Origin of the sequence: Pseudoxanthomonas suwonensis J47 (assembly GCF_000513955.1) — a bacterium.
Classification (GTDB): Bacteria; Pseudomonadota; Gammaproteobacteria; order Xanthomonadales; family Xanthomonadaceae; genus Pseudoxanthomonas; species Pseudoxanthomonas suwonensis_C.
The window spans coordinates 19,893-43,953 of record NZ_AZUZ01000012.1; the positions used below are offsets into that span (position 1 = coordinate 19,893).

General features: G+C 71.5%; 21 protein-coding genes and 1 pseudogene. 12 read left to right on the top strand and 10 right to left on the bottom strand.

Annotated elements, in window-relative coordinates:
- Positions 1–8 precede the first annotated feature (8 nt).
- Positions 9–2,123 carry an amylo-alpha-1,6-glucosidase gene (locus M503_RS0104525; RefSeq protein WP_231472319.1) on the top strand — a complete coding sequence of 705 codons (2,115 nt, stop codon included), beginning with the start codon at positions 9–11 and terminating at the stop codon, positions 2,121–2,123.
- A gap of 83 nt (positions 2,124–2,206) precedes the next feature.
- Here M503_RS0104525 and metK read toward each other — a convergent pair whose 3' ends face one another.
- A complete protein-coding gene (gene metK, locus M503_RS0104530; protein WP_028919229.1) occupies positions 2,207–3,427 on the bottom strand; it encodes a methionine adenosyltransferase in 1,221 nt (406 codons plus the stop codon).
- A gap of 186 nt (positions 3,428–3,613) precedes the next feature.
- On the opposite strand from metK, the gene M503_RS0104535 reads away from it, so the two are divergent.
- Positions 3,614–4,678, top strand: a complete 1,065-nt coding sequence (locus tag M503_RS0104535) for a metal-dependent hydrolase (protein WP_028919228.1) — start codon at positions 3,614–3,616, stop codon at positions 4,676–4,678.
- Positions 4,679–4,682: 4 nt separating this feature from the next.
- Here the strand turns inward: M503_RS0104535 and M503_RS0104540 are convergent, their stop codons facing one another.
- From M503_RS0104540 to M503_RS0104555, 4 genes are all read right to left on the bottom strand, one after another.
- Complete coding sequence (locus tag M503_RS0104540; RefSeq protein ID WP_028919227.1) at positions 4,683–5,015, bottom strand: hypothetical protein; 333 nt, start codon at positions 5,013–5,015, stop codon at positions 4,683–4,685.
- A gap of 180 nt (positions 5,016–5,195) precedes the next feature.
- The gene (gene dusB / locus M503_RS0104545; RefSeq protein WP_028919226.1) at positions 5,196–6,194 is read right to left on the bottom strand and encodes a tRNA dihydrouridine synthase DusB; all 999 of its coding nucleotides are present in this window, start codon (positions 6,192–6,194) and stop codon (positions 5,196–5,198) included.
- 73 nt (positions 6,195–6,267) lie between these two features.
- On the bottom strand, positions 6,268–7,233 hold the full coding sequence (locus M503_RS0104550; protein ID WP_028919225.1) for a ribokinase: 966 nt from the start codon (positions 7,231–7,233) through the stop codon (positions 6,268–6,270).
- Positions 7,234–7,317: 84 nt separating this feature from the next.
- On the bottom strand, positions 7,318–8,616 hold the full coding sequence (locus M503_RS0104555; protein ID WP_028919224.1) for a NupC/NupG family nucleoside CNT transporter: 1,299 nt from the start codon (positions 8,614–8,616) through the stop codon (positions 7,318–7,320).
- Between the two features lie 255 nt (positions 8,617–8,871).
- Between M503_RS0104555 and M503_RS0104560 the strand changes: the two genes are divergently transcribed.
- Both M503_RS0104560 and hemP read left to right on the top strand, forming a co-directional pair.
- Positions 8,872–9,846: an aldo/keto reductase gene (locus tag M503_RS0104560; RefSeq protein ID WP_028919223.1), complete on the top strand. Its 975-nt coding sequence runs from the start codon at positions 8,872–8,874 to the stop codon at positions 9,844–9,846.
- Positions 9,847–9,861: 15 nt separating this feature from the next.
- Positions 9,862–10,104 (top strand): hemin uptake protein HemP, encoded by a 243-nt coding sequence (gene hemP / locus M503_RS0104565; protein ID WP_028919222.1) that lies wholly within the window; start codon positions 9,862–9,864, stop codon positions 10,102–10,104.
- Positions 10,105–10,233: 129 nt separating this feature from the next.
- Here hemP and M503_RS0104570 read toward each other — a convergent pair whose 3' ends face one another.
- From M503_RS0104570 to M503_RS0104580, 3 genes are read right to left on the bottom strand one after another with little or no spacing between them, the layout of a single operon-like run.
- Positions 10,234–11,292: a PDZ domain-containing protein gene (locus M503_RS0104570; RefSeq protein ID WP_028919221.1), complete on the bottom strand. Its 1,059-nt coding sequence runs from the start codon at positions 11,290–11,292 to the stop codon at positions 10,234–10,236.
- 33 nt (positions 11,293–11,325) lie between these two features.
- Positions 11,326–12,042 (bottom strand): hypothetical protein, encoded by a 717-nt coding sequence (locus M503_RS0104575; RefSeq protein WP_028919220.1) that lies wholly within the window; start codon positions 12,040–12,042, stop codon positions 11,326–11,328.
- Positions 12,035–12,700 carry an RNA polymerase sigma factor gene (locus tag M503_RS0104580; protein WP_081720934.1) on the bottom strand — a complete coding sequence of 222 codons (666 nt, stop codon included), beginning with the start codon at positions 12,698–12,700 and terminating at the stop codon, positions 12,035–12,037. The genes M503_RS0104575 and M503_RS0104580 overlap by 8 nt, the downstream gene beginning before the upstream one ends.
- Before the next feature lie 148 nt (positions 12,701–12,848).
- Between M503_RS0104580 and M503_RS0104585 the strand changes: the two genes are divergently transcribed.
- The 6 genes and pseudogenes from M503_RS0104585 to M503_RS17710 all read left to right on the top strand — a co-directional run.
- Positions 12,849–13,811, top strand: coding sequence for an SPFH domain-containing protein (locus M503_RS0104585; RefSeq protein ID WP_028917937.1), 963 nt, complete (start codon positions 12,849–12,851; stop codon positions 13,809–13,811).
- Positions 13,812–13,815: 4 nt separating this feature from the next.
- Positions 13,816–14,247 (top strand): NfeD family protein, encoded by a 432-nt coding sequence (locus M503_RS0104590; RefSeq protein WP_028919218.1) that lies wholly within the window; start codon positions 13,816–13,818, stop codon positions 14,245–14,247.
- 42 nt (positions 14,248–14,289) lie between these two features.
- Entirely contained in the window at positions 14,290–14,925 is a 636-nt protein-coding gene (locus tag M503_RS0104595; protein ID WP_028919217.1) for a cation transporter, read from the top strand.
- A gap of 68 nt (positions 14,926–14,993) precedes the next feature.
- The gene (gene gcvT, locus M503_RS0104600) at positions 14,994–16,100 is read left to right on the top strand and encodes a glycine cleavage system aminomethyltransferase GcvT (RefSeq protein ID WP_028919216.1); all 1,107 of its coding nucleotides are present in this window, start codon (positions 14,994–14,996) and stop codon (positions 16,098–16,100) included.
- Positions 16,101–16,175: 75 nt separating this feature from the next.
- The gene (gcvH, locus tag M503_RS0104605) at positions 16,176–16,571 is read left to right on the top strand and encodes a glycine cleavage system protein GcvH (protein ID WP_028919215.1); all 396 of its coding nucleotides are present in this window, start codon (positions 16,176–16,178) and stop codon (positions 16,569–16,571) included.
- A 1,176-nt stretch (positions 16,572–17,747) separates the two neighbouring features.
- Positions 17,748–17,822 (top strand): annotated as a pseudogene (locus M503_RS17710) (histone-like protein 2); the annotation flags it as partial.
- Between the two features lie 376 nt (positions 17,823–18,198).
- Here M503_RS17710 and M503_RS0104615 read toward each other — a convergent pair.
- Positions 18,199–19,581, bottom strand: a complete 1,383-nt coding sequence (locus tag M503_RS0104615) for a serine hydrolase domain-containing protein (RefSeq protein ID WP_037060505.1) — start codon at positions 19,579–19,581, stop codon at positions 18,199–18,201.
- Positions 19,582–19,660: 79 nt separating this feature from the next.
- Here M503_RS0104615 and M503_RS0104620 point away from each other — a divergent pair, with 79 nt between their 5' ends.
- Together M503_RS0104620 and M503_RS0104625 are read left to right on the top strand one after the other, a co-directional pair.
- Positions 19,661–20,263: a LemA family protein gene (locus M503_RS0104620; RefSeq protein ID WP_024867749.1), complete on the top strand. Its 603-nt coding sequence runs from the start codon at positions 19,661–19,663 to the stop codon at positions 20,261–20,263.
- Positions 20,264–20,306: 43 nt separating this feature from the next.
- Positions 20,307–22,208, top strand: coding sequence for a M48 family metallopeptidase (locus M503_RS0104625; RefSeq protein ID WP_028919212.1), 1,902 nt, complete (start codon positions 20,307–20,309; stop codon positions 22,206–22,208).
- 65 nt (positions 22,209–22,273) lie between these two features.
- On the opposite strand, the gene M503_RS15675 is transcribed toward M503_RS0104625, so the two are convergent.
- The gene (locus M503_RS15675) at positions 22,274–23,914 is read right to left on the bottom strand and encodes a GMC family oxidoreductase (protein ID WP_051414249.1); all 1,641 of its coding nucleotides are present in this window, start codon (positions 23,912–23,914) and stop codon (positions 22,274–22,276) included.
- Between the last annotated feature and the right edge of the window lie 147 nt (positions 23,915–24,061).

Genomic DNA, 24,061 nt, shown 5'->3' on the forward strand with positions numbered 1-24,061 from the left:
TCATGCGCATGGCGCCGACCCTGCCTGTGACCCACCAGGCGAGCTATTCGCTCAAGGACGGCGACAGCTTCCTGGTCTGCGACGCGCTCGGCGACTTCCATGGAGGGGAGGTCGCCGATGGGCTGTTCCATGACGGCACGCGCATCCTCTCGCGCCTGCAGCTGGGCCTGGACGGCACCACGCCGACCCTGCTCAGCGCCGCGCTCGGCCAGGACCGGGTGGTGTTCAGCGCACACCTCACCAACCGCCCGCTGCCGCCGATCGGCGGCAGCGGCGCGAAGGGCGTGATCCACATCGAACGCTCGCGCTTCCTCTGGGAAGGGCGGCTGCACGAGCGCATCGCCTGCTCGAACCATGACCGGGCGCCGGTGTCCGTGCCGCTGACCCTCGAGTTCGCCGCCGACTTCCGCGACATGTTCGAGGTGCGCGGGATGGAGCGGGTGCGCCGCGGCAGCTATCCGCAGGCGCAGGTCGACGGCGACCGGGTGGTGCTGCACTACGAGGGCCTGGACGGGGTGGCGCGGCGCACCGTGATCGCGTTCTCGGTGGCGCCTACCCGGCTTGAGGAGGGCAGGGCGCGCTTCGAGTGCCGGCTGGCGCCGCGCGAGTGCTTCGAGCTGTACCTCGAGGTGGGCAGCGACGCGCAGCGTCCGGACGCGGCGCGGCACCGCCGGGCCATGGTCCACGCGCGTGGCGCGCTGCGCGCACGCCGCCGCTCGGGCGCGCGCCTGCGCGGCAGCGGCCTGCTGTTCGACGCCTGGGTGGAGCGCTCGCGCACTGACATCGCCCTGCTGGCCAGCGACCTGCCGTCGGGGCGCTACCCGTACGCCGGCATTCCGTGGTTCTCCACCCCGTTCGGGCGCGACGCGATCATCACCGCGCTGCAGACGCTGTGGCTGGATCCGGAGCTGGCGCGCGGCGTGCTGGCCTACCTGGCCGAACGCCAGGCCGCGGAGGATTCCAGCTTCCGCGACTCGGCGCCGGGCAAGATCATGCACGAGGCGCGCAAGGGCGAGATGGCGGCGCTGGGCGAGGTGCCGTTCGGCCTGTACTACGGCGGCGTCGACACCACGCCGTTGTTCGTGATGCTCGCCGGACGCTACTTCCGCCGCACTGGCGACATCGCCTTCATCGAGCGGCTGTGGCCGGCGCTGCGGCGCGCCACCGGCTGGATCGAGCGCAGCTGCGATGCCGATCCCGACGGCCTGCTCGCCTACGCGCGCGGAGAGGCCAGTGGCCTGTCCAACCAGGGCTGGAAGGACAGCGGCGACTCGGTCTTCCACGAGGATGGCCGCCTGGCGGAAGGCCCGCTCGCGCTGGTGGAAGTGCAGGGCTATGCCTGGGAGGCGCTGCAGTCGATGGCGCTGCTGGCCCTGGAGCGCGGCGAGGTGGAAGCGGCGGCTGCCTGGCGCGCGCGCGCCCAGGCGCTGCGCGACACGGTCGAGGCGCGCTACTGGGATGCCGCGCTGGACTTCTACGCGCTGGCCCGCGACGGCACCGGGCAGATGTGCCGGGTGCTGGCGTCCAATCCGGGGCACCTGCTCTACGTCGGCCTGCCCGCACCCGAACGGGCATTGCGGGTGGTCGCGCAGCTGGCTTCGCCGCGCTTCGACAACGGCTGGGGCGTGCGCACGCTGGCCGCCGACCAGCCGCGCTACAACCCGATGTCGTACCACAACGGCTCGGTGTGGCCGCACGACGTGGCCCTGTGCGCGGCGGGCATGGCCCGCTACGGCGCGCGTCGCCAGGCCGCGCGCCTGCTCGGTGAGGTGTTCGAGGCAGCCACCCACTTCGGCATGCGCCTGCCGGAACTGTTCTGCGGTTTCCCGCGCAGCGCCGGCCAGCCGCCGATCGCCTACCCGGTGGCCTGCCTGCCGCAGGCCTGGTCGGCCGGCTCGGTGTTCATGCTGCTGCAGGCCTGCCTCGGCCTGGAGGTGGACGCGCGCAATGGCGAGGTGGCGATCGCCCACCCGCAGCTGCCGCCGGGCGTGGACCGCCTGCGCGTGGAACGGCTGGACGTGGGTGGCGTGCGCGTGGACCTGCTGTTCACCCGCCTGGGCGAGCGCGTGGTCGCCACCCGCGCGGGCGGGCCGGAGGACGTGCGGGTGACGGTGCGGACCTGACCGGCTCCGTTCCGCCGCCGGAAAAGAAGACGGGCCGCTTGCGCGGCCCGTCGTCCAGCTGCATCGCCGCTCGCGCGGCGCGCTTACTTCAGCCTGGCGTCGGCGCGCAGCGCCTCGGCCCTGTCGGTCTTCTCCCACGAGAACGCGGTGGCGACCTGCTTCTTGCCGGCGCCATCGATGTAGGCCAGCTCGAACGGCTTGCGGCCGAAGTGGCCGTAGGCGGCGGTCGGCTGGTAGACCGGGTGGATCAGGTCGAGCATCTTGACGATGCCATACGGACGCAGGTCGAAGTGCTTGCGGATCAGCTTCTCGATCTGCGCGTCCGGGATGCGGCCGGTGCCGAAGGTGGTGACCGAGATCGAGGTCGGCTCGGCCACGCCGATGGCGTAGGAGACCTGCACCTCGCACTTGTCGGCCAGGCCGGCGGCGACCACGTTCTTGGCCACGTAGCGGGCGGCGTAGGCGGCCGAGCGGTCGACCTTCGACGGATCCTTGCCCGAGAACGCGCCACCGCCGTGGCGGGCCATGCCGCCGTAGCTGTCGACGATGATCTTGCGGCCGGTCAGGCCGCAGTCGCCCACCGGGCCGCCGATCACGAAGATGCCGGTCGGGTTGATGTGGACCTTCTTCTTCGGCAGCGATTCCAGCCACTTCTTCGGCAGCACCGGCTTGAGGATGTGCTCGTACACGCCCTCGACCAGCTCCTTCTGCTTCACGCCCGGGTCGTGCTGGGTCGACAGCACCACGGCGTCGAGCCCGACCACCTTGTGCTGGTCGTCGTAGCGCAGGGTGACCTGCGACTTGGCGTCCGGGCGCAGCCACGGCAGCGGCGAGTTCTTCTTCTTGCGGACCTTGGCCTGCTGCTCGACCAGGCGGTGCGAGTAGTAGATCGGGGCCGGCATGAATTCCGGCGCCTCGTTGCAGGCGTAGCCGAACATCAGGCCCTGGTCGCCCGCGCCCTGTTCCTCCGGCTTCTTGCGGTCCACGCCGGCGGCGATGTCCGGGGACTGCTTGCCGAGCATGTTGATGATGGCGCAGGTGTGGCCGTCGAAGCCGACGTCCGAATTGTTGTAGCCGATGCTGTTGATGACCTGGCGGGCCAGGCCCTCGATGTCGACCCACGCGCTGGTGGTGACTTCGCCGGCGACGATGGCGGCGCCGGTCTTCACCAGGGTCTCGCAGGCCACGCGGGCGCGCTTGTCCTGCGCCAGGATGGCGTCGAGGACCGCATCGGAGATCTGGTCGGCGATCTTGTCCGGATGGCCCTCGGAGACCGATTCGGAGGTGAAGAGATAGCTGGACATCGGGCTATATCCCTGTATTCGGATGAAAAGATGGCCGCGCATGATACACGGCCGGGGGCGTGGGTGCATTCTGCCCGCCGCGGGTGCGCCTCCGGGTTAAGGATTCATGCACGCGGCGGCGCGTGGCGGGCCGCTCCGGCACGGCGCCGGCGGCGGCGCGCGCTGGCCTGCTGCTAGCATCCGCGCATGGATTCCCTGACCCAGATCGTCCTCGGCGGCGCGGTCGCCGCCGCCATCGCGCCGGCCGGGCACCGCCGCGCCGCGCTGCTCGCCGGCGCCGCGCTTGGCACCCTGCCGGACCTCGATTCGCTGCCCCTGGCCTTGTTCACCGACGACCCGGTGGCGCGGATGACTTTGCACCGTGGCCTCAGCCATTCCCTGCTGGTGCTGCCGTTGGTGGGCTGGGCGATCTGGTGGCTGTTCCGGCGCTACGGCAAGGGACGGGTGGCGGAGTCGCCGCGGCGCTGGTTCTGGGCGATCCAGCTGGCGCTGCTGACGCATCCGCTGCTGGACGCGTTCACCGTCTACGGCACGCAGCTGCTGTGGCCGCTGCCGCTGCGGCCGGTGATGTGGTCGAGCGTGTTCATCATCGATCCGGCGTACACGCTGTGGCTGCTGCTGGCCTGCGTGGTGGCCTGGTTCGCGCGCGAGCGCAGGCTCGCCAGCCACGCGCTGGTGGCCGGCCTGGCGCTGAGCAGCGCCTACCTGGGCTGGTCGCTGCTGGCCAAGGCGATGGTCGAGCGCGAGGCGCAGCGCAGCCTGGCGGCGATGGGCCTGGGCGAAGCACCGCGTTTCTCGGTGCCGATGCCGTTCAACACCCTGCTGTGGCGGGTGGTGGCGATGACCCCGGACGGATTCGTCGAGGGCGAGCGTTCGCTGGTCGCCGACCGCGGGCCGATGCAGTTCCGCGCCTACGATTCGGACACGCAGGCGCTGGCCGAAGCCGCGGAGATTCCTGCGGTGGTGCGCCTGGCCTGGTTCAACCACGGCTTCATGAAGGCGCGCGTGCGCGACGGCCGCCTCGAGCTGAGCGACCTGCGCATGGGCGCCGAGCCCGACTACACCTTCGTGTTCGCGGTCGCCGCGCGCGACGGCGATGCCTGGCATGCGATGCCGCCCGAGCAGCTGCGCCTCCCGTGGGAAGCGCCGCGCCGCCTGGCGTCGATGTGGGAGCGGATCTGGAACGCGCCGCCGCCGGCCGGGATGCCGGAAGCCGGCACCCCGGTGCAGGACGCGGTCGGCGGGCGCTGACCGCTCAACCCTGGTTGCGCGCCTTGGCGGCTTCGGCTTCCTTCTCGCGGGCGGCGGTGGCGGCCGCGCGCTCGCGATAGGCCTCGCTGGCCGCGGCGACTTCGCCCTTCAGCAGGTAGTGGTAGCCCTCGTCGCCGAGCGTGTTCTTCAGCTGGCGCTCGACGCGGTCGAACACGATCCGGTATTCCGGATAAGGCGTGCGTGCGCCGGCGACCATTCGCAGGTGGCGCTCGCTGACGCCGGTTTCCCGCGACAGGTCGGCGAGGGTGACATCGGCGGCGAAGGCGGAAGGAGCGACGGCCAGCGCGGCCGCAACAACGGCGATGCGTGCAAACATGACAACCTCCTGGGGCGGGGGAGCCCACGTTGAAGGGCCGGGAGGGGATGCCTCGGCCCGGAAGTCCGGCGCGCCCAGAATCCTCCCGTGGCACGCGATTCCCCAGTGCCGGAATACACGTGTCTATGGTCATGTTTACTCGAAGGATGGTTACATGAAGCAACCTTCGGAACCGCGGTTCTATGCGGCGGAAAGCATCGGTGGCGGCACGCCGGCGGCGAGCGCGTCGAAGTAGTCCGCGGTGAGCCGCAGCTGTTCCTCCGCACTCTGCGCGCGATTGACCACCGCGCGGAACGCGGCGTTTTCCGGTCGGTCTTTCGCGTACCAGCCCAGGTGCTTGCGGGCGATGCGCACGCCGTGTTCCTCGCCGTAGAACGCGTGCAGCGCGGCGAGGTGTCCGAGCAGGATGTCGCGCACTTCCGCCACGTCCGGCTCCGGCAGCTCCTCGCCGGTGGCCAGGTAGTGGGCGATCCGGCCGAAGATCCACGGACGGCCCTGCGCGGCGCGGCCGACCATCACCGCGTCCACGCCGGTGTGGCGCAGCACGAAGGCGGCCTTGCGCGGCGAATCGATGTCGCCGTTGGCGACCACCGGGATGCGCAGGCGCGATTTCACCTCGGCGATGGTGTCGTACTCGGCCTGCCCGGTGTAGTGCTGGTTGCGGGTGCGGCCGTGGATCGCCAGCGCGGCGATGCCGGCGTCCTCGGCGATGCGCGCGATGGTCGGGGCGTTGCGCACCTCGGCGCACCAGCCGGTGCGGATCTTCAGCGTCACCGGCACGTCGACCGCGGCGACCACCGCCTCGAGGATGCGCGCGACCAGCGCCTCGTCGCGCATCAGCGCCGAACCGGCCCAGGCGTTGCACACCTTCTTGGCCGGGCAGCCCATGTTGATGTCGATGATCTGCGCGCCGTGGTCGACGTTGTAGCGCGCCGCCTCGGCCAGCTGCGCCGGCTCGGTGCCGGCGATCTGCACGCTGACCGGGTCCGGCTCGCCGGCGTGGTCCATGCGGTGCAGCGACTTGCGCGTGCCCCAGAAGCGCGGGTCGCTGATCGTCATCTCCGACACCGCCAGGCCCGCGCCCAGGCGCTTGCACAGCAGCCGGAACGGCTTGTCGGTGACCCCGGCCATCGGGGCCAGGACCACGCGCGGTTCGATGCTGTAGGGGCCGATGCGCATGGCGCGGATTCTACGTGGCGTCCCGTGGCCGCAGCGGCGCGGCGGGCCCTGAGGCCGCCGCGGTCCCGCCGGCTCAGCCGGGGAAGCGCTCCTGCACCTCGGCCAGCCGCGGCATCGCCACCGCCGCGCCCGGGCGCTCGGTGGACAGCGCGGCGTAGCGGTTGGCGAAGCGCACGTGGCTGGCGAAGGGCGCGCCGCCGTTGTTCGCCAGCGAAGCGACCAGGGCGCCGTTGAAGGCGTCGCCGGCGCCGGTGGTGTCGCTGGCCGATACGCTCTCGGCGCCGACGCGGTAATAGGCCTGCGCGTCGCCGCGGGTGGCCTCGTCCGGATGCGAGACGAAGGCGCCGACCGATCCGAGGGTGACGACCACGCTGCCGTGCGGCAGCAGCTTGCGGCACAGGCCGTGCAGGCTGGCGCCGTCGAGCGCGGCCACCGCCTCGGCATCCATGCGCTCGCCGACGTGGCGCGAGAGCAGGGCGGCGAACTCGGTCTCGTTCGGGGTCAGCACGTCCGCCAGGCGCAGCAGGCTGATGCTGGTGGACGCGTTGGCCGGGGCCGGGTTGAGCACGGTGGTGGCGCCGGCCTGGCGGGCCAGGGCCAGTGCCGCCTCGATCGTTTCCACCGGCGATTCGAGCTGGGCCAGCAGCACGCGCGCGCCGGCCAGCAGGGCCGGGTCGCTGCCGACATGGGCGGCCGACAGGGTGCCGTTGGCGCCCGGGCCGATCACGATGCTGTTGCGGCCGCGCGCGTCGACGTAGATGCCGGCGGTGCCGGTGGGCTGTTCGCTGGCCTCGGCGCGCAGGTCGATGCCGTCGGCGGCAGCCAGCTGGCGGGCGAGGGCGCCGCCGGCGTCGTCGCCCAGCGCGCACACGAAGGCGGTGCGGGCGCCGGCGCGCGCCGCGGCCACGGCCTGGTTGAAGCCCTTGCCGCCCGGTCCGGTGGAGTACTGGCCGGCGATGGTCGCGCCGACGGCCGGCAGCTCGGCACAGCGCCAGACGTGGTCGACATTGAACGAACCGACGACGATGACCGGATTCATGGGATTACCTGCACAAGCTCTGGAACGGGAAGCGGAAACGGCGGGCCACGCGGGCCCGCCTCTTGCTGGAGTCTGGCGGACGGCTCAGCCGAAGTGCGTGAGGACGCCGGCGATCGTCGCGGTCATGAAGGTGGCGATGGAGCCGCCGAGCACGGCGCGCAGGCCGAAGCGGGCCAGGTCCTGGCGACGCTCCGGGGCCAGGCCGCCGATGCCGCCGATCTGGATCGCGATCGAGCTGAAGTTGGCGAAGCCGCACAGGGCATAGGTGGCGATCAGGGCGCCTTCGGGGCTCAGCGAGACGTTCGGCACCTGGCCGTTCACCACGCTGGCCAGCTGGGTGTAGGCGACGAACTCGTTGATCACGATCTTCTGGCCGATCAGCGAGCCGACCGTGGTCGCGTCCGCCCACGGCGTGCCGATCACCCAGGCGATCGGGGCCAGCACGTAGCCGAGGATGGTCGACAGGCTGGTCGGCTGGCCGAGCGCCGCGGCAATGCCGGTGACCTCGCCGAACCACTTCAGCGGGGCATCGACCAGGGCGATCAGGGCGATGAAGGCCAGCAGCATCGCGCCGATGTTCAGCGCCAGTCGCAGGCCGTCGCCGGCGCCGGCCGCGGCCGCGTCGATGACGTTGGCGGTGGTCTTCTCGACCTCCATCTTCACCGTGCCGCGGGTCAGCGGCTCGCCGGTCTCCGGCACCAGGATCTTGGCGATCACCAGGGTGGCCGGCGCGGCCATGATGCTGGCCGCCAGCAGGTGCTTGGCGAAGAACGCCTGCTGCGCCGGGTCGCCGCCGCCAAGCATGCCCACGTAGGCGGCCAGCACGCCGCCGGCGATGTGGGCCATGCCGCCGATCATCATGGTCAGCAGCTCGGACTGGGTCATCTTGGCGATGTACGGGCGCACGGTCAGCGGCGCCTCGGTCTGGCCGATGAACACGCTGGCGCAGACGCTGGTGGTCTCGGCGCCGGACACGCGCATGACCTTGGTGATCGCCCAGGCCATCGCCCGCACCACCGCCTGCATCGCGCCGAGGTGGTAGAGCACGCCCATCAGCGCCGAGAAGAAGATGATGGTCGGCAGCACCTGGAAGGCGAAGATGAAGCCGTTGGACTGGATGTCCATCAGGCTGCCGAAGATGAAGTTGGAACCCTCGGCGACGAAGCTCAGGATCTTCACGAAGCCGTGGCTGAGCCAGTCGAAGACGTTCTTGCCGCCCGGCACCAGCAGGACCAGGGTGGCGAAGGCGATCTGCAGGACCACGCCGGTGATGACCAGCTTCCAGTCCACCGCGCGGCGGTTGTTCGAGCACAGCCAGACGATGCCGACCAGCACGGCCAATCCGAACAGGCCGAAGCCGATCCGTCCGAGTGCCTCGATCATGGGGTTCCCTGTGGATGTTAAAGAATCGCGAAATCGTAGCAGTTTGGCGCCCCCGGCGCCCGTGCACGAAGGTCCAGCCCGCCGGAAGCCGCGCTACGGGCGGTTGCGGCCGTGCCGGCGCCGCCGCGGGCCATGGCGCCACGCCGTGGCTGCGCAGGCGGGCCGGCGCGGGGCCGGTGGCCGCACGGGCGCCCGCCCCTCGCGGCCAGCCTCGCAGGCCCGGCCTACAATCGGGGTTTTCCGCGGAGACCGCCCATGCAATACCGCCGCCTCGGTGCTTCCGGCCTGAAGCTGTCCGCGCTGTCCTTCGGCGCCTGGATGACCTTCGGCCGCCAGGTCGGGCGCAGCCAGGCCCGCGAGCTCATCGCCGCCGCCTGGGACCACGGCATCAACTTCTTCGACAACGCCGAGGCCTACGCCAACGGCGAGGCCGAACGGGTGATGGGCGACGTGATCGCCGACCTGCGCCTGCCGCGCGACGGCTTCTGCGTGTCGAGCAAGGTGTTCTTCGGCGCCGCGGAGGATCCGCGACCGACCCAGCGCGGGCTGTCGCGCAAGCACGTGGTCGAGGCCTGCCACGCCGCGCTGAAGCGCCTGCGTGTCGAGCACCTGGACCTCTACTACTGCCATCGCCCCGATCCGGACACGCCGGTGGGCGAGACCGTGGCGGCGATGGACCTGCTGGTGCGGCAGGGCAAGGTCCTGTACTGGGGCACCTCGGAGTGGCCGGTGGACCTGATCCGCGAGGCGGCGAAGTTCGCCCGCGCCAACCACCTCACCCCGCCGACCATGGAGCAGCCGCAGTACAACCTGCTGCACCGCGAGCGGGTGGAACTGGAGTACGCGCCGCTGTACCCGGAGCTGGGGCTGGGCACCACGATCTGGTCGCCGCTGGCCTCGGGCCTGCTCACCGGCAAGTACACCGACGGCATCCACCGCGAAGGCCGCCTGGCCCAACCCGACGCCGGCTGGCTGCAGAAGCTGGTGGTGGGGCAGAGCGGCGAGCGCCGCCTGGAGCGCGCACAGCGCTTCGTCCAGGCCGCCGCCGAACTGGGCGAGAAGCCGGCGCCGCTGGCCATCGCCTGGTGCCTGCGCAACCCGCACGTCAGCAGCGTGATCCTCGGTGCCAGCGGCCTGGCCCAGCTGGAGGAGAACGTGCGCGCGCTGGAGCTGGTGGAACGCTACGACGAGCAGGTGTGGGGCCGGCTGGAGGTGGCCGCCGCCGGCTGAGCGGTTGACAGGGAAATGCGAATTATTATCATTGAGTGGGTTCCAAGCCCTCCACTGGAGCTCCCGATGAACGTGCATCGCCTCACCCTGCCGCACGCCGAACCCGCCCGCGAGGCCGTGCCGGTCCTGCAGGCCGATGACCTGGTGCTGGACAGCGACCAGCTGCTCAAGGGTCGCCGCGAAATCCTGATCCGCCACGGCGACCGGGTGTACCGCCTGCGCCACACCAGCAACGACAAGCTGATCCTGACCAAGTGACGGGGTGCCGGCGCGGGTAGCGCCAGCCGCCGGAAGCGACACGGCCGGCACGAGGCCGGCCGTCACGTCGCACGTTCCGCTTCTCCAGTGCGGACGACATCCCCGGATGCCATCCGCCGGGGATCGCGCCTACAGCACCGCCGTGTTCTTCGGCCGCGGCGCCGGGGCCGGCGGCGCGGGCGGGGCTGGTGGCGCCGGAGGCGCGGGCACGAAGTCCAGCGTGCGCAGCCGCTCCGGCACGGTGACCATCACCTCCTGGCGGCTGCGGTCGCGCAGGACGCCGACCCTGGCTTTCTCGCCAGGCTTCTTCGCGGTCATCGCCTGCATCGCCTCGCGCGGGCTGGCGACCGCCTTGCCCTCGATCTCCTGGATCACGTCGCCCGGCTGCAGCCCCGGCAGGTTGCCCTGCTGCAGCACCAGCACGCCGCGATCGGTGCCGAAGTAACGGCCCAGCTGCGGTTCCAGCGCCAGCAGGTTGAGGCCGTTCCAGCGCAACGCCTCGGCCAGCAGCGGGGCGCTGCACTTGCCATCGGTGCAGTCGAGCGAGCGCGACAGCTGCAGCACTTCGCCGCGCAGCTTCGGCGCCAGTTCCCTCAGCCTGGCCAGCTCCGGGCTGTCGGCCAGCGTGGCCAGCTCCGTGGCATCCAGGCCGAGGCCGCGGGTGAAGGCGAAGCTGCGGGTCGGCGCGGGGGTGACGTCGACGTCGTGCTGCCTGCCGTCGCGCTGGTAGGTGATGCGCACCGGCTTGCCTTCGGCCAGGTCGGCCAGGGCCTCGCGCGCGGCTTCGACGCGGGCTTCGCCGTTGCTGCCGGCGATGGCCTTGCCGCCGATGCGCAGCAGGCGGTCGCCGCTCTTCAGGCCGGCCTTGTCGGCGCCGCCGCCCGGGGTGACGCCGGCGATGCGCACGCCGCTCTGTTCGTCCACGCCCAGCAGCACGCCCAGGCGCGGCTTCGCCGAGACGCCGGCGCCATCGATCACGAAGCGCAGCGCGTCGCCGTCGAGTTGCAGTTCGCGGCTCAGTTCGGCGACGCGGGCGGCGGCGGCCTGCAGCTCCTTGCGCGCCTGGTCGAGTTCCTTGCGCCGCGCCTCGTCGTCCTTGTCGGCGGCCATGGCCGGGGCGGCGATCGCGCAGGCCAGGGCCAGCGCAAGCGGGGCGAGCCGGCGGAAGGGAATGGAACGGATATCCATGGTGTCGTTCTCGGGTAGGGAAGCGGTTGGGGATCAATAGACCTGGACGAGCGCGTATGCGCTGGAATCGCCGCCGTACAGCGCCTGCCAGCGCTGGTCGGCGGCGAGGCTGGCCAGTTCGCGCAGCGCCTCGACGCGCTGCTGCCACAGCCCGGCGCGCGCGCCCTCGTCGAGCGCCGGCCGGGCCAGCGCGTCGTCGATGCCGGCGACTTGCGCCTGCAGCGAGGCGGCGAGCGCCAGCTGCAGGGCGTCGCCGCCCTGCGTGCCGGCGAGGCTGCCGAGCAGGCGTTCGAGGCGGGCGGACTCTTCCTGCAACGGGCGCAGGTCGGCGGCGGGCATGACGGCCGGTTCCTGCGTCGCCGCCACCGTCGCGGGCGTCGTGGGAGCAGTCTGGGCGGGCGCATCGGGCGTCGTGGCCGCGATGGGCGCCGGTTCCGGTGCGGGATCCTGGTGAATGGCGACCGTGCCAGCGGTGGCCGGCATCGAAGTGGTGGGCGCCGGCACATGCGCATCCGCTTCCGGTTGCGACGCGGGCTGGCGCAGCAGCTGCAGCGCCGGCAGCGCGGCCACGCAGGCAGTGGCCGCGGCCAGCGCCCAGGGCAGGACGCGGCGGGGACGACGTGTGGCCGGAAGCGCGGCGGCGATGTGCGGCCACCGGTCCTGGCGCGGCGCTTCCAGCGGCAGCGCGGCGAAGGCCTCGTGCCAGTCGGTCGGCGGCGTCGTGGCGGGCGGATGATTGCGCTCAGGCATGGGACACCTCCTGGACCTGCAGCAGCGCCCTCAGGCGGCGGGTGCCGCGCGACAGCTGCGACTTGGAGAAACTCGGGGTGCGCTGCATCAGTTCGGCGATTTCCTCGTGGGTATAGCCTTCGGCGTGGTACAGCCAGAGCACGCTGCGGGTGGCCGCCGGCAGGGACTGCAGCGCACGCTGCAGCAGCGCGCCGTCGGCGGCGGCCGGCGGGGGTGGCGCCTGGTCCTCGAAGTCCTGGCCGTCCAGCGGCAGGGTGTCGTCGAGGCGGCGGCCGCGGCGCAGGCGCAGCAGCGCCTCGTTGATCGCGATCTGCCGCAGCCAGCCCCAGAACGGGCCGCTGCCGCGGTACTCGCCGATCCGGCGCAGCAGCTTGAGCATGGTTTCCTGCAGCGCCTCGCAGGCCTCGTCGTGGTCGCCGCACAGGCGCAGCGCCAGGGTGAACACCGGGCGCTCGAACCAGCGGTACAGCTGCTCGAAGGCCGCCGCGTCGCCGCGTCGCGCGCGAGCCAGCAGGGTCTCGGGCACGTCGATGGCGAAACCCGAGCGTGGCGCGGCCGCGTCGCCGCGCGTGTCGGCCGCCGGCATCGCCGGGACGAAGGCCCGGCAGCTGGCCGGCGCGGCCAGGCTGGCGGAAGCGGGCGGGAACGGTTGGCTCATATGCGCTGTGGATGCACGGGGCGGGCAAACCGTCGCAGCCGGTCGCCGTTCCCCTGCGACCGCGCCCGCCGCCCGCCAGTTCCCGCCGCCGGCCGACCCTATACTGGGACCGACCGGGGATGGCCCGACGGGCCAGGAGGAGGAAAGGATGACGACGGGTTTCCTGACGCTGGTACTGCTGGTTGCCGGCGCCATCGTGCTGTTCAAGACCGTGCGCATGGTGCCGCAGGGCTACGAATGGACGGTGGAGCGTTTCGGCAGGTACACGCACACGCTTGATCCGGGCCTGCACTTCCTGGTCCCGATCGTCTACGGCATTGGCCGCAAGGTGAACATGATGGAGCAGGTGCTGGACGTGCCCAGCCAGGACGTCATCACCAAGGACAACGCGGTCGTGCGCGTGGACGGGGTGGTGTTCTTCCAGGTGCTGGACGCGGCCAAGGCGGCGTACGAGGTGGCCAACCTGGAGGTGGCGATGATCGCCCTGGTCCAGACCAACATCCGTACCGTGATCGGCTCGATGGACCTGGACGAATCGCTGAGCCAGCGCGAGGCGATCAACGCCCAGCTGCTGGGTGTGGTCGACCACGCGACCAGTCCGTGGGGCGTGAAGGTGACCCGCATCGAGATCCGCGACATCCAGCCGCCGCGCGACCTGGTCGACGCAATGGCGCGGCAGATGAAGGCCGAGCGCGAGAAGCGCGCGCAGATCCTCGAGGCCGAGGGCCTGCGCCAGGCCGAGATCCTGCGCGCTGACGGCGAGAAGCAGGCGGCGGTGCTGGAGGCCGAGGGCCGCAAGGAGGCCGCGTTCCGCGACGCCGAGGCGCGCGAACGCCTGGCCGAGGCCGAGGCCAGGGCCACCTCGATGGTGTCCGAAGCCATCGCCAAGGGCGACGTGCAGGCGATCAACTACTTCGTCGCGCAGAAGTACGTGGAGGCGTTCAAGGAGCTCGCCACCGCGCCGAACCAGAAGTTCGTGCTGATGCCGATGGAGGCCAGTGGCGTGATCGGTTCCATCGCCGGCATCGCCGAACTGGCGAAGGAAGCGCTTTCCGGCCAGCAGGCCTCGACGTCGTCGCGGCGCGCGCAGCCGCCGCGGCTGGGGGAGTGAGGCCATGCGCTGGGACGTGGTGACCTGGGCGGCGGCGGCCCTGCTGCTGATCGCCGCCGAGACGCTGGCCCCCGGGGCCTTCATGCTGTGGATGGGTTTCGCCGCCGCGGCGGTGTTCCTGCTGGTGCTGCTGCTGCCCGATGTGCCGGTGCTGGCGCAGGTGGCGGCCTTCGTGGTGCTGAGTTTCGTCTCGATCCAGGTCTACCGGAAGTGGTTCCGCAACGCCGGCCGGCAGAGCGACCGCCCGCTGCTCAACCGCCGCGCCGAGCAGAACATCGGCGTGGTCGCGCCGCTGGACCAGCCCATCGCCGGCGGCCGCGGCCGGATCAGGATCGGCGACGCGTTCTGGGTGGTCGAAGGTCCGGAGCTGCCGGCCGGCACGCCGGTGCGGGTGGTCGCGGTCGACGGCATGGTGCTGAAGGTGCAGGAGGCCTGATCGCCATGGCCTCCATGCGCGGGGCGCCAGGGGAAGGCTGAGGTGGCCGGCCGCTGTGGCTGCGAGGTCGAGGCGCGTCGGCTGCAGGCGCGGCAGCGCCGCGTGCTGTGGATCGTGCTGCTGCTCAACGCGGCGACCTTCGTGCTGATGGTCGCCGCCGCCTTGTCCGCGCGTTCCACCGCGCTGCTGTCCGGTGCCCTGGACAATCTCGGCGACGCGCTGACCTATGCGCTGAGCCTGGCGGTGGTCGCCTCCTCGCTGCGGGCCAAGGCCCGGGTGGCGATGTTCAAGGCGGCGATGATCCTGGGCGCGGCGCTGGCGGTGGCCGCGTCCATCGCCTGGCGGCTGTTCGTCGATCCGGCCCTGCCGCTGTTCGGGACGATGGGCTGGGCCGGCGCAGTGAACCTGACGGCCAACCTGCTGTGCCTGGTCCTGCTGCACCCGCACCGCCATGGCGACGTCAACCTTGCGTCGGCCTGGGAGTGCGCGCGCAACGACATCGCCGACGGCCTGGCGGTGCTGGCCGCCGGCGCGGCGGTGTGGTGGACGGGCGCGGCCTGGCCCGACCTGCTGGTCGCGGGGCTGCTGCTGGGCGTGTTCCTGCGCTCGGCCTGGCGCGTTTCCGCCGCCGCGCGGAAGGCGCTGGCCCGTGCCGGGAGCCCCGTCCAGGCCGGTTGATGGCGGGCGCATCACCGGGCGGACGGTTTCATCTGGGATAATGGCGTTTTCCCTCCGGGCGAGATGCCATGACCCGCAAGACCATCCTCAACGATACCCATCGCGCGCTCGGCGCCAAGATGGTCGACTTCGGCGGCTGGGACATGCCGATCCACTACGGTTCCCAGATCGACGAGCACCACCTGGTCCGCCGCGAGGCGGGCATGTTCGACGTCAGCCACATGACCGTGGTCGACCTGCGCGGCGAGCGCGTGCGCGAATTCCTGCGCCACCTGCTGGCCAATTCGGTCGACAAGCTGAAGGTGCCGGGCAAGGCGCTGTACTCGTGCATGCTCGACGAGCAGGGCGGGGTGATCGACGACCTGATCGCCTATTACATGGGCGAGGCGTTCTTCCGCCTGGTGGTCAACGCCGCGACCCGCGACAAGGACCTGGCGTGGATCGAAGCCCAGGCTGCCGCCTTCGGCGTCGAGGTGCGCGAGCGCCCGGACTTCGCCCTCGTCGCCGTGCAGGGCCCGCAGGCCCGCGACAAGGTGATCGGCCTGCTGCGCGAATCCGACCGCGACGCCGCCACCCGCCTGGGCCGCTTCGCCGCAGTGGAAGTGCAGTCGGCCGCCGGCGTGCCGCTGTTCCTGGCGCGCACCGGCTACACCGGCGAGGACGGCTTCGAGGTCGTGCTGCCGGAAGGCGATGCGGTGGCGTTCTGGAACGCGCTGCTGGAAGCCGGGGTGAAGCCGGCCGGCCTCGGTGCGCGCGACACCCTGCGCCTGGAGGCGGGCATGAACCTCTACGGCCAGGACATGGACGAGTCGACCACGCCGTGGGAAGCCGCGCTGGGCTGGACCGTCGCCCTCGACGAAGGCCGCGACTTCATCGGCCGCGCCGCCCTGGAGGCGCAGAAGGCCGCTGGCGTGCCGCGGGTGATGGTCGGCCTGGTGATGGACGACAAGGGCGTGCTGCGCCACGGGCAGAAGGTGCTGACCGCCAGCGGCGAAGGCGAGATCCTGTCGGGCACGTTCTCGCCGACGCTGGGCAAGGCGATCGCCTTCGCCCGGGTGCCGGCCGGCGAGACCGGTAACGTGCGTGTCGACATCCGTGGGCGCGAAGTGCCGGTGCGGGTGGTGAAGTTCCCGTTCGTGCGCGACGGCCAGGCGCAGCCGGGCGTGCTCGGCTGAGCCGTTCCCGCCCGGCAGGGTCCCCGCTAAACTAGCCATCCCATCCAGACCAAACGCGTGACCGGAGCAGCCCCCATGAGCGAGATCCCCGGCGACCTCAAGTTCCTCAAGTCCCACGAGTGGGCCCGCGTCGAAGGCAACGGCCGCGTGACCGTGGGTATTTCCGACCACGCCCAGGGCCTGCTTGGCGACCTGGTCTACGTCGAGCTGCCGAACGTCGGCGACCCGGTCGAAGCCGGCGCCGCGGTGGCGGTGGTGGAGTCGGTCAAGGCCGCCTCGGACGTCTACAGCCCGGTCAGCGGCAAGATCGTCGAGGTCAACTCCGACCTGTCCGACAAGCCGGAGACCATCAACGAGGACGCCTACGGCGAGGGCTGGCTGTTCGTCGTGGAAGCCAGCGACCCGGACCAGCTCGCCGAGCTGCTGTCCCCGGACGACTACGCCGAGCTGATCGAAAGCGACGACGACTGACCGGTCGCCGCCCGCTTCCAGGAAAAACGCCCGCCCCCGAGCGGGCGTTTTTCTTTTCCGCCGAAGGAGGACGGCGCGGTTTCGGCATGGGTGCATGAAGGCGGCGTGCACGACGCGTCGACGGCGCGTTGGACGCGGGGTGCGTCGACCGCCGCGCGCCATGCGCGCGGATGGGTGTGGGGCAGTCCGGACGCGATGCGTTTTCGATCGTCGCCGGGATGCATCGGCGCGCGATGGCGTCGTCGAACCCCCTCCGAGGCTTGCGCAGTTCTTGCGCAAATCGGCTTGTGCGACGCGAAAAGGAATCGTCGCCGGAGAAATTTTTTCGCGTCCCGGAAAGGTCGTCGGAAGGTCGGCGGCACGGTCGGCGCGCGCGCGCGCGACCGGCGGAAAAAAACACCGCGCGAATCGCGTGCGAAGAAAACCGCTTGTTTTCAGCATCCGAATTGCAGGCGCCTGGAATGCGCGCGCGCATCGCTCCGGTGTCGCGCCGTCCAGCCGGCGATAAGCCGCGCCGGCATGGCCTGGACGGCGCCGGAAAAAATCCCGGCGGGGTGTTGACAGTGAAAAAAACCGTGATTAGGTTTCGCCCAGCAGACGCTGCCTGCCGAAGCGAGTGAGTCGAATCAACACCACAACGCGAAGCAAAACTCGGGCATCCGCCAGGAACCTTCAGACGGTGGATACGGCCCGCTTCCCTCAAAAAAAAAGCAGCGACCACCCGATTGACCGCCCGCGCCGACGTCCCGCGCGGGCGTTACCGTATCCGTATCGACGTGCCCATCGCGCCGACGGACTCTCCCCCCCGGCGGACACCGCCGCGGGTTTTCGAGACTGGGCGTTACCCATCCGTAGTTCACTGACGAGGAGCCACCCATGGCAACGAAGAAAGCTGCGAAGAAGAAGCCCGCCGCCAAGAAGGCGGTGAAGAAGGTCGCCAAGAAGGCTGCTGCCAAGAAGGCCGTCAAGAAGACCGCCAAGAAGGCCGCCGCCAAGAAGACCGTGAAGAAGGCTGCCGCCAAGAAGACGGTGAAGAAGGCCGCGAAGAAGACCGCCAAGAAGGCCGCCGCCAAGAAGACCGCGAAGAAGGCGACCAAGAAGACCGCGAAGAAGACCGCCAAGAAGGCGGTGAAGAAGACCGCGAAGAAGGCTGCCAAGAAGACTGCGAAGAAGGCCGCCAAGAAGCCTGCCGCGAAGAAGGCCGCCGCCAAGAAGCCGGCCAGGAAGAAGGCTGCCAAGAAGAAGGCCGCCCCGGTCGCGCTGCCGGCCACCCCGGCTCCGCTGATCTGATCAAGCCCCGATAGCCGTAGAAAAAAATGGCCCCCTCCCCGAAGCCCAGCGGGGAGGGGGCTTTTTTATTGCGAGTCCGCCGGCGTGACCGGCGCGCGTGGTGCTCCGGTCCGGTCCGCTTCGCGGCGTTGCCGCGGCCCGGGTCGCCGGCATTACCCCGGCTGGCGATGATCCGTCGCCGATCGGCGCGCGCAGGGCAGGGCGTCGCGCCGCAGGCGTGCTTCCCCGGGATGCGGCTTCGACAGGGGCGTATGCAGGCCGCCCCGGAACGGGGGCTCGCCAGGTGCGTCCGGAAGGAATCGCGAAGGTCCGCGGGCGGGGCCCGCGGCTCCCGCGATCAGCGCGGCGAAGCGGTCGCCGTGGTGCCCGAGCTGCCGCGCTGGGCCGGCGCTTCCGGCTGCTCGTTGCTGCGCTCGACCATCAGGTTGTCGGCGCCGAATTCGACGTCCACGTCCAGCCAGCGCTCCGGCGGCAGGCCGAGGGCGCGGTCGAGGATGGTCGGCAGCAGGCCGCTGGGCAGCGAGCTCTCGCTGTTCCAGAGGATGGCGATGCCCAGGTCGCGGCCCGGCAGCATCGCGGTCATGCCGCGGTAGCCCTGCACCGCGCCGGCATGGAACACCAGTTCCTCGCCGGCGTAGTCGAACACGCGCCAGCCCAGCGCATAGCTGGCCGCCTGCACGCGGTCGCGGCGCCAGCCCGAACGCAGCTCGCCCGGGGTCGACACCACCGGCGCGTGCAGCGTGGCCAGCAGCGGCGCCGGCAGCACGTCCGGGCGGTGGCCGGTGTGCGCAAGCAGCCACTGCGCCATGTCGCTGATGCTGGCGTTGACGCCGGCCGCCGGCGGCAGGCGGTAGTAGGTGGGTTTGGGCCTCAGCGAGACCCAGCCATTGCGGCTGCGCACGTGCGGGCGCGCCCAGCGCGGGCTGGATTCGATCCCGGCCAGGCCGAGGCTGGCGTCGTTCATGCCCAGCGGCTTGAACACGCGGCGCTGGACTTCCTGTTCGTAGAAGTTGCCGGAGGCGGCGAAGACCACGTCGCCGATCAGGCTGAAGGCGACGTTCTGGTAGGCGTAGCACTCGCCCGGGGCGCAGGCCAGTTCGGCGCTGCCGAGCTTCTGCGAGACCGTGTAGTACTCGGCGTTGCCCTCGATGTCGCGGTCGAAGGCGTTGTGCGCCTTCAGACCGACGCGGTGGCTGAGCAGGTCGGCGACGGTCACCTGGCGGGTGAGCTGCGGATCCTGCAGCTGGAAGCCGGGCACGTAGTCGGCCACGCGGCTGTCCCAGCGCAGGCTGCCGTCGCTGACCAGCAGGCCGGCCATGGTTCCGGCGAAGGCCTTGGACAGCGAGGCCAGGCGGAACACGGTGTGCGAGTCGACCGGCTGCGGGCGGACCACGTCGGTGACGCCGTAGCCGCGCGCGCTGAGGATGCGGCCCTCGTGCACGATCGCCATCGCCAGGCCCGGCACGCGCTGGCCCTGGACCAGTTGCTCGGCCATCGCCTCGAACAGGGCGACGTCGAACTCCTCGGACAGCGGCTTGCGCGCGGCGGTGTCGTAGGTACGGTAGGGGAGCGGCTGGGTCGGCGGCGGCAGCACCGCCGGCGACAGGGTGGGCGTCTGCGCGGTCGACGGCAGCGCCATGGCCAGCATCAGGGCGAGCGCACCCAGCGTCAGCGGTCGGATTCCCCGCGGCCGGTCCGGCCCCACGCGCCCGTCTTTCATGTATTTGATGCCTGTAAGCTACCGCTGCAACCGATTCTAGCGCCGGTTTCCGGGGAATGTACAAACCAGGAGAAGATGAATGGGCACAATGTTGATCCTGTTGGTGTTTTTGGGTGCCGTCGTGGTCCTCGCGCTGTGGGCGGTGGGCGTCTACAACGGCCTGGTCACCAGCCGCAACGCGTGGAAGAACGCCTTCGCCCAGATCGACGTGCAGCTGCAGCGACGCTTCGACCTGATCCCGAACCTGGTCGAAACCGCACGCGCCTACATGTCGCACGAGCGTGAAACCCTCGAGGCGGTGATCGCCGCGCGTTCCGCCGCGCAGGCCGGCCTGGCCGCGGCCAAGGCCCATCCGGGCGACGAGTCGGCGATGGCGCAGCTGGCCGCCGGCCAGGGCCAGCTCAACGGCGTGCTCGGCCGCCTGCTGGCGGTGGCCGAGGCCTACCCGGACCTGAAGGCCAACCAGAACATGATGCAGCTCACCGAGGAACTGTCCTCGACCGAGAACCGGGTGGCGTTCGCGCGCCAGGCCTACAACGACGCGGTGATGGCCTACAACAACAAGCGCGAGATCTTCCCGTCGAGCGTGGTCGCCGGCATGTTCAACTTCGCCCCGGCGGCGCTGCTGGACATCCCCGCGGACAAGGCGCAGGTGCGCGAGGCACCGAAGGTCCAGTTCTGACCGGCGCAGCCGGCGCGACCAACCAGGACGTGGGGCGGGGGCGATGAACTTCTTCGAGCATCAGGCCGCGGCACGCCGCGGCTCGGGGCGGCTGGTGCTGCTGTTCGTGGCGGCGGTGGTGGCGATCGTGCTGGCGGTGGACCTGGTCACGCTGGTGCTGACCGGCAGCATCGGCGCGACCGTGGCGGCGACCTTCGCCACGCTGGCGGTGATCGGCCTGGGATCGCTGTACCGGATCGCCTCGCTGCGCGGCGGCGGCGCGGTGGTCGCGGCGCAGATGGGCGGCACCTTCGTGCCGGAGGACACCCGCGACCCGTCGCTGCGGCGCCTGCGCAACGTGGTGGAGGAGATCGCGATCGCCTCCGGCGTGCCGGTGCCGGCGCTGTTCGTGCTGGAGAACGAGTCCGGCATCAATGCCTTCGCCGCCGGCTACGGCCCCTCCGACGCGGCCATCGCGGTGACCCGCGGCGCGCTGGACCGGCTCAACCGCGACGAGCTGCAGGGCGTGATCGCGCACGAGTTCAGCCACGTGCTCAACGGCGACATGCGCCTGAACATCCGCCTGATCGGCCTGCTGTTCGGCATCCTCATGCTGAGCCTGATCGGCCAGCGCATCCTGGTCTACGGGCGCCTGGGCCGCTCGCGCGACACCACCCCGCTGCTGGTCGCCGCGCTGGTGGCGATGGTGGTCGGCAGCATCGGCGTGTTCTTCGGGCGCATGATCAAGGCCGGCGTCAGCCGCCAGCGCGAATACCTGGCCGATGCTTCGGCGGTGCAGTTCACCCGCCAGACCCGCGGCCTGGCCGGTGCGCTGAAGAAGATCGGCGGGCTGCAGTCGGGTTCGGCGCTGCAGGACCGCGCCGATGCCGAGGAGGTCAGCCACATGCTGTTCGGCCCGGGCGCGGCGCTGTCCGGGCTGTTCGCCACCCATCCGCCGCTGGTCGAGCGCATCCGCCGCCTCGAGCCGACCTTCGACGCCAGCCAGCTGCAGCAGCTGCAGGCGCGCTGGAAGATGGCGCCGCCGGACGGCCTGGCCGAGGACGTGGCCCTGGGCCTGGCCGCGCGCGACGGGTACGCCGGCGGTCCGCCGCCGCTGCCGCCGGCCGACGCGCAGCTGGTCGTCACCCCGCCGATGGTCGCCGGACAGGTCGCCACGCCGGCCGAGGACGACTACCAGCGCGCCCATGACCTGGTGGCCAGCCTGCCGGACGACCTGCGCGAGCTGGCGCGCCAGCGCACCGCGGCGATGCCGCTGCTGCTGGGCATGCTGCTGGACGCCGACCCGGCGGTGGCCGCGCGCCAGCGCACCGAGATCGCCGCGCGCTGCGGCGCCGAACTGGCGCAGCAGGCCTTCGACCTGCGCGACCGGCACCTGCGCGGCCTGCATCCTTCGCTGCGCCTGCCGCTGGCCGCGCTGGCCTTCCCGGTGCTGCGCCAGCGCCCGCGACCGGAGCTGGATGCCTTCCTCGACGCGATCGAGGCGATGGTCCACGCCGACGGTCGCGTGTCGTTGTTCGAGTACTGCCTGTCCAAGCTGCTGCAGGTGCAGGTGCGCGAGGCGCTGGACCCGTCGCGCCACGCCCGCTTCGGCCACCGCAAGGCGCCGGGCGTGCGCCAGGAGTTCGCCACCCTGCTGGCGGTGATCGCCGAGGCTGGGCACCCGGGCGAGCCGATGGAGGCGCAGCGCGCCTACCTGGCCGGCCTGCAGCGGGTGCTGCCGCGCGACCACCTGCCGTACGCGCCGCCGGCCGAAGGCGTGCGCGCGCTGGACGCGGTGTGGGAGCCGCTCGACGCGCTGGCGCCGCCAGCCAAGCAGGTGCTGGTGGAGGCGCTGGTCGACGCGGTCTCGCACGACCGCCGGGTCAGCGTGGCCGAAGCGGAGCTGCTGCGCACGGTGTGCGCGCTGCTGCACTGCCCGCTGCCGGCGATGCTGGAGCGGGCGTAGGTCCCGCGGCTGGACGACGTCCACCACGCAGGGGGTGGACGTCCATGGACCGGACAGGCTTTCCGCTACACCGCGGGGGCGGCGAGCGCGTCGGCGCGCGCGGCCATGCCAGGCGTGGCGGCAGCCACGCGTCCACGGACGATGTCCGCGGCGCGTTCGGCCATGGCGATCACCGGCGCGTTGGTGTTGCCGCCGACCAGGGTGGGCATCACCGAGGCGTCGACCACGCGCAGGCCGTCGACGCCGCGCACGCGCAGCTGCGGATCGACCACGGCCTCGCCGTCGCTGCCCATGCGGCAGGTGCCGACCGGGTGGTAGATGGTCTCCGCCTTGGCGCGGACGAATTCCTCCAGCCCGGCGTCGTCGAGGTCGTCGCGTGACGGGTGGATCGGCGCGCCGCGGTAGCGGTCGAAGGCCGGCTGCGCCAGCAGCTCGCGCGACAGCTTCGCGCACTCGACCATCATCCGCAGGTCGAAACCCTGCGGATCCGACAGGTAGCCGGCTTCGATCCGCGGCGCGCTGCGCGGATCGGCGTCGCGCAGGGAGATCCGGCCGCGGCTGCGCGGGCGCAGGAAGCAGGCGTGCACGGTCATGCCGTCGCCTTCCAGGCGGTTGCGGCCGTGGTCGTCGAGCATGGCCGGGACGAAGTGGAACTGCACGTCGGGACGGTCGTCGGCGGCCAGCGCGGAGCGGACGAAGCCGCCGGCCTCGGCGATGTTGCTGCTGCCGGCGCCGCGGCGGCCGCGCAGGAAGTAGTCGAAGGCGATCTTCAGCTCGCTGGCGCGGTCGTAGCTGAGCCCGGGCGGGCAGTGGTAGAGGGTGCAGATGTCGAGGTGGTCCTGCAGGTTGCCGCCGACGCCGGGCAGGTCGGCGTGCACCTCGAGGCCGTGGCGGCGCAGCTGCGCCGCCGGACCGATGCCGGAGAGCATCAGCAGCTGCGGCGAGTTGACCGCGCCGGCGCTGAGCAGGATCTCGCCGGCGGCCCCGGCGCGGTGCAGGCGGCGGCCGGTCGCGTATTCGACAGCGGTGGCGCGGCCGCGTTCGACCACGATCCGTCGTACCAGCGCGCCGGTGACGACGTGGAGGTTGGGCCGCGCGCGCGCCGGGGCCAGGTAGGCGGCCGCGGCGGAGCAGCGTGCGCCGTCGCGCTGGGTCACCTGGTAGAAGCCGAAGCCGTCCTGGCGCGGGCCGTTGAAATCGTCGTTGCCGCCCCAGCCGGCCTGCACGCCGGCCTCGATGAAGGCTTCCGAGAGCGGGTTGCGGTGGCGCAGGTCGGAGACCCGCAGCGGGCCGCCGGCGCCGTGCAGTCCCGAGGCGCCGCGCGCGTTGTCCTCGGCGCGCAGGAAATACGGCAGCAGCGCGCTCCAGCTCCAGCCGGCCGCGCCGGTCTGGTCCCATTCGTCGTAGTCGCCGGGGACGCCGCGGGTGTAGCACATCGCGTTGATCGAGCTGCAGCCGCCAAGCACCTTGCCGCGCGGCCACCACAGCCGGCGCCCGTGCAGCTGCGGCTCCGGCTCGGTGCTGTAGTTCCAGTTCACCGTGCGGTTGCTGGCCAGGCGGCCGAGGCCGGCGGGCATGTGGATCAGCGGGTTCCAGTCGCGCGGGCCGGCCTCCAGCAGCAGCACCCGGCAGGCCGGGTCCTTGCTCAGCCGCGCGGCCAGCACGCAGCCGGCCGATCCGGCCCCGATCACGATGAAGTCGTACATGGATCTCCCGTCATCCGCCGCGAGTGCGGCACGGGGATGCTGTGGGCAGGCGGCGCATGCGCGCAAGGCCCCGGGGCGTACGGCGCCGCTCTGGCCATGTTGCGCTGCATCGTATACTTCGCGGCAAGGACGGACCGTGTGGGCCGG

Excerpts from the sequence above, each read along its gene's own strand:
- M503_RS0104525 (WP_231472319.1), top strand. The coding sequence starts at position 9 with ATGGCGCCGACCCTGCCTGTGACCCACCAGGCGAGCTATTCGCTCAAG.
- metK (WP_028919229.1), bottom strand. The coding sequence starts at position 3,427 with ATGTCCAGCTATCTCTTCACCTCCGAATCGGTCTCCGAGGGCCATCCG.
- M503_RS0104535 (WP_028919228.1), top strand. The coding sequence starts at position 3,614 with ATGGATTCCCTGACCCAGATCGTCCTCGGCGGCGCGGTCGCCGCCGCC.
- M503_RS0104540 (WP_028919227.1), bottom strand. The coding sequence starts at position 5,015 with ATGTTTGCACGCATCGCCGTTGTTGCGGCCGCGCTGGCCGTCGCTCCT.
- dusB (WP_028919226.1), bottom strand. The coding sequence starts at position 6,194 with ATGCGCATCGGCCCCTACAGCATCGAACCGCGCGTGGTCCTGGCCCCG.
- M503_RS0104550 (WP_028919225.1), bottom strand. The coding sequence starts at position 7,233 with ATGAATCCGGTCATCGTCGTCGGTTCGTTCAATGTCGACCACGTCTGG.
- M503_RS0104555 (WP_028919224.1), bottom strand. The coding sequence starts at position 8,616 with ATGATCGAGGCACTCGGACGGATCGGCTTCGGCCTGTTCGGATTGGCC.
- M503_RS0104560 (WP_028919223.1), top strand. The coding sequence starts at position 8,872 with ATGCAATACCGCCGCCTCGGTGCTTCCGGCCTGAAGCTGTCCGCGCTG.
- hemP (WP_028919222.1), top strand. The coding sequence starts at position 9,862 with ATGCGAATTATTATCATTGAGTGGGTTCCAAGCCCTCCACTGGAGCTC.
- M503_RS0104570 (WP_028919221.1), bottom strand. The coding sequence starts at position 11,292 with ATGGATATCCGTTCCATTCCCTTCCGCCGGCTCGCCCCGCTTGCGCTG.
- M503_RS0104575 (WP_028919220.1), bottom strand. The coding sequence starts at position 12,042 with ATGCCTGAGCGCAATCATCCGCCCGCCACGACGCCGCCGACCGACTGG.
- M503_RS0104580 (WP_081720934.1), bottom strand. The coding sequence starts at position 12,700 with ATGAGCCAACCGTTCCCGCCCGCTTCCGCCAGCCTGGCCGCGCCGGCC.
- M503_RS0104585 (WP_028917937.1), top strand. The coding sequence starts at position 12,849 with ATGACGACGGGTTTCCTGACGCTGGTACTGCTGGTTGCCGGCGCCATC.
- M503_RS0104590 (WP_028919218.1), top strand. The coding sequence starts at position 13,816 with ATGCGCTGGGACGTGGTGACCTGGGCGGCGGCGGCCCTGCTGCTGATC.
- gcvT (WP_028919216.1), top strand. The coding sequence starts at position 14,994 with ATGACCCGCAAGACCATCCTCAACGATACCCATCGCGCGCTCGGCGCC.
- gcvH (WP_028919215.1), top strand. The coding sequence starts at position 16,176 with ATGAGCGAGATCCCCGGCGACCTCAAGTTCCTCAAGTCCCACGAGTGG.
- M503_RS0104615 (WP_037060505.1), bottom strand. The coding sequence starts at position 19,581 with ATGAAAGACGGGCGCGTGGGGCCGGACCGGCCGCGGGGAATCCGACCG.
- M503_RS0104620 (WP_024867749.1), top strand. The coding sequence starts at position 19,661 with ATGGGCACAATGTTGATCCTGTTGGTGTTTTTGGGTGCCGTCGTGGTC.
- M503_RS0104625 (WP_028919212.1), top strand. The coding sequence starts at position 20,307 with ATGAACTTCTTCGAGCATCAGGCCGCGGCACGCCGCGGCTCGGGGCGG.
- M503_RS15675 (WP_051414249.1), bottom strand. The coding sequence starts at position 23,914 with ATGTACGACTTCATCGTGATCGGGGCCGGATCGGCCGGCTGCGTGCTG.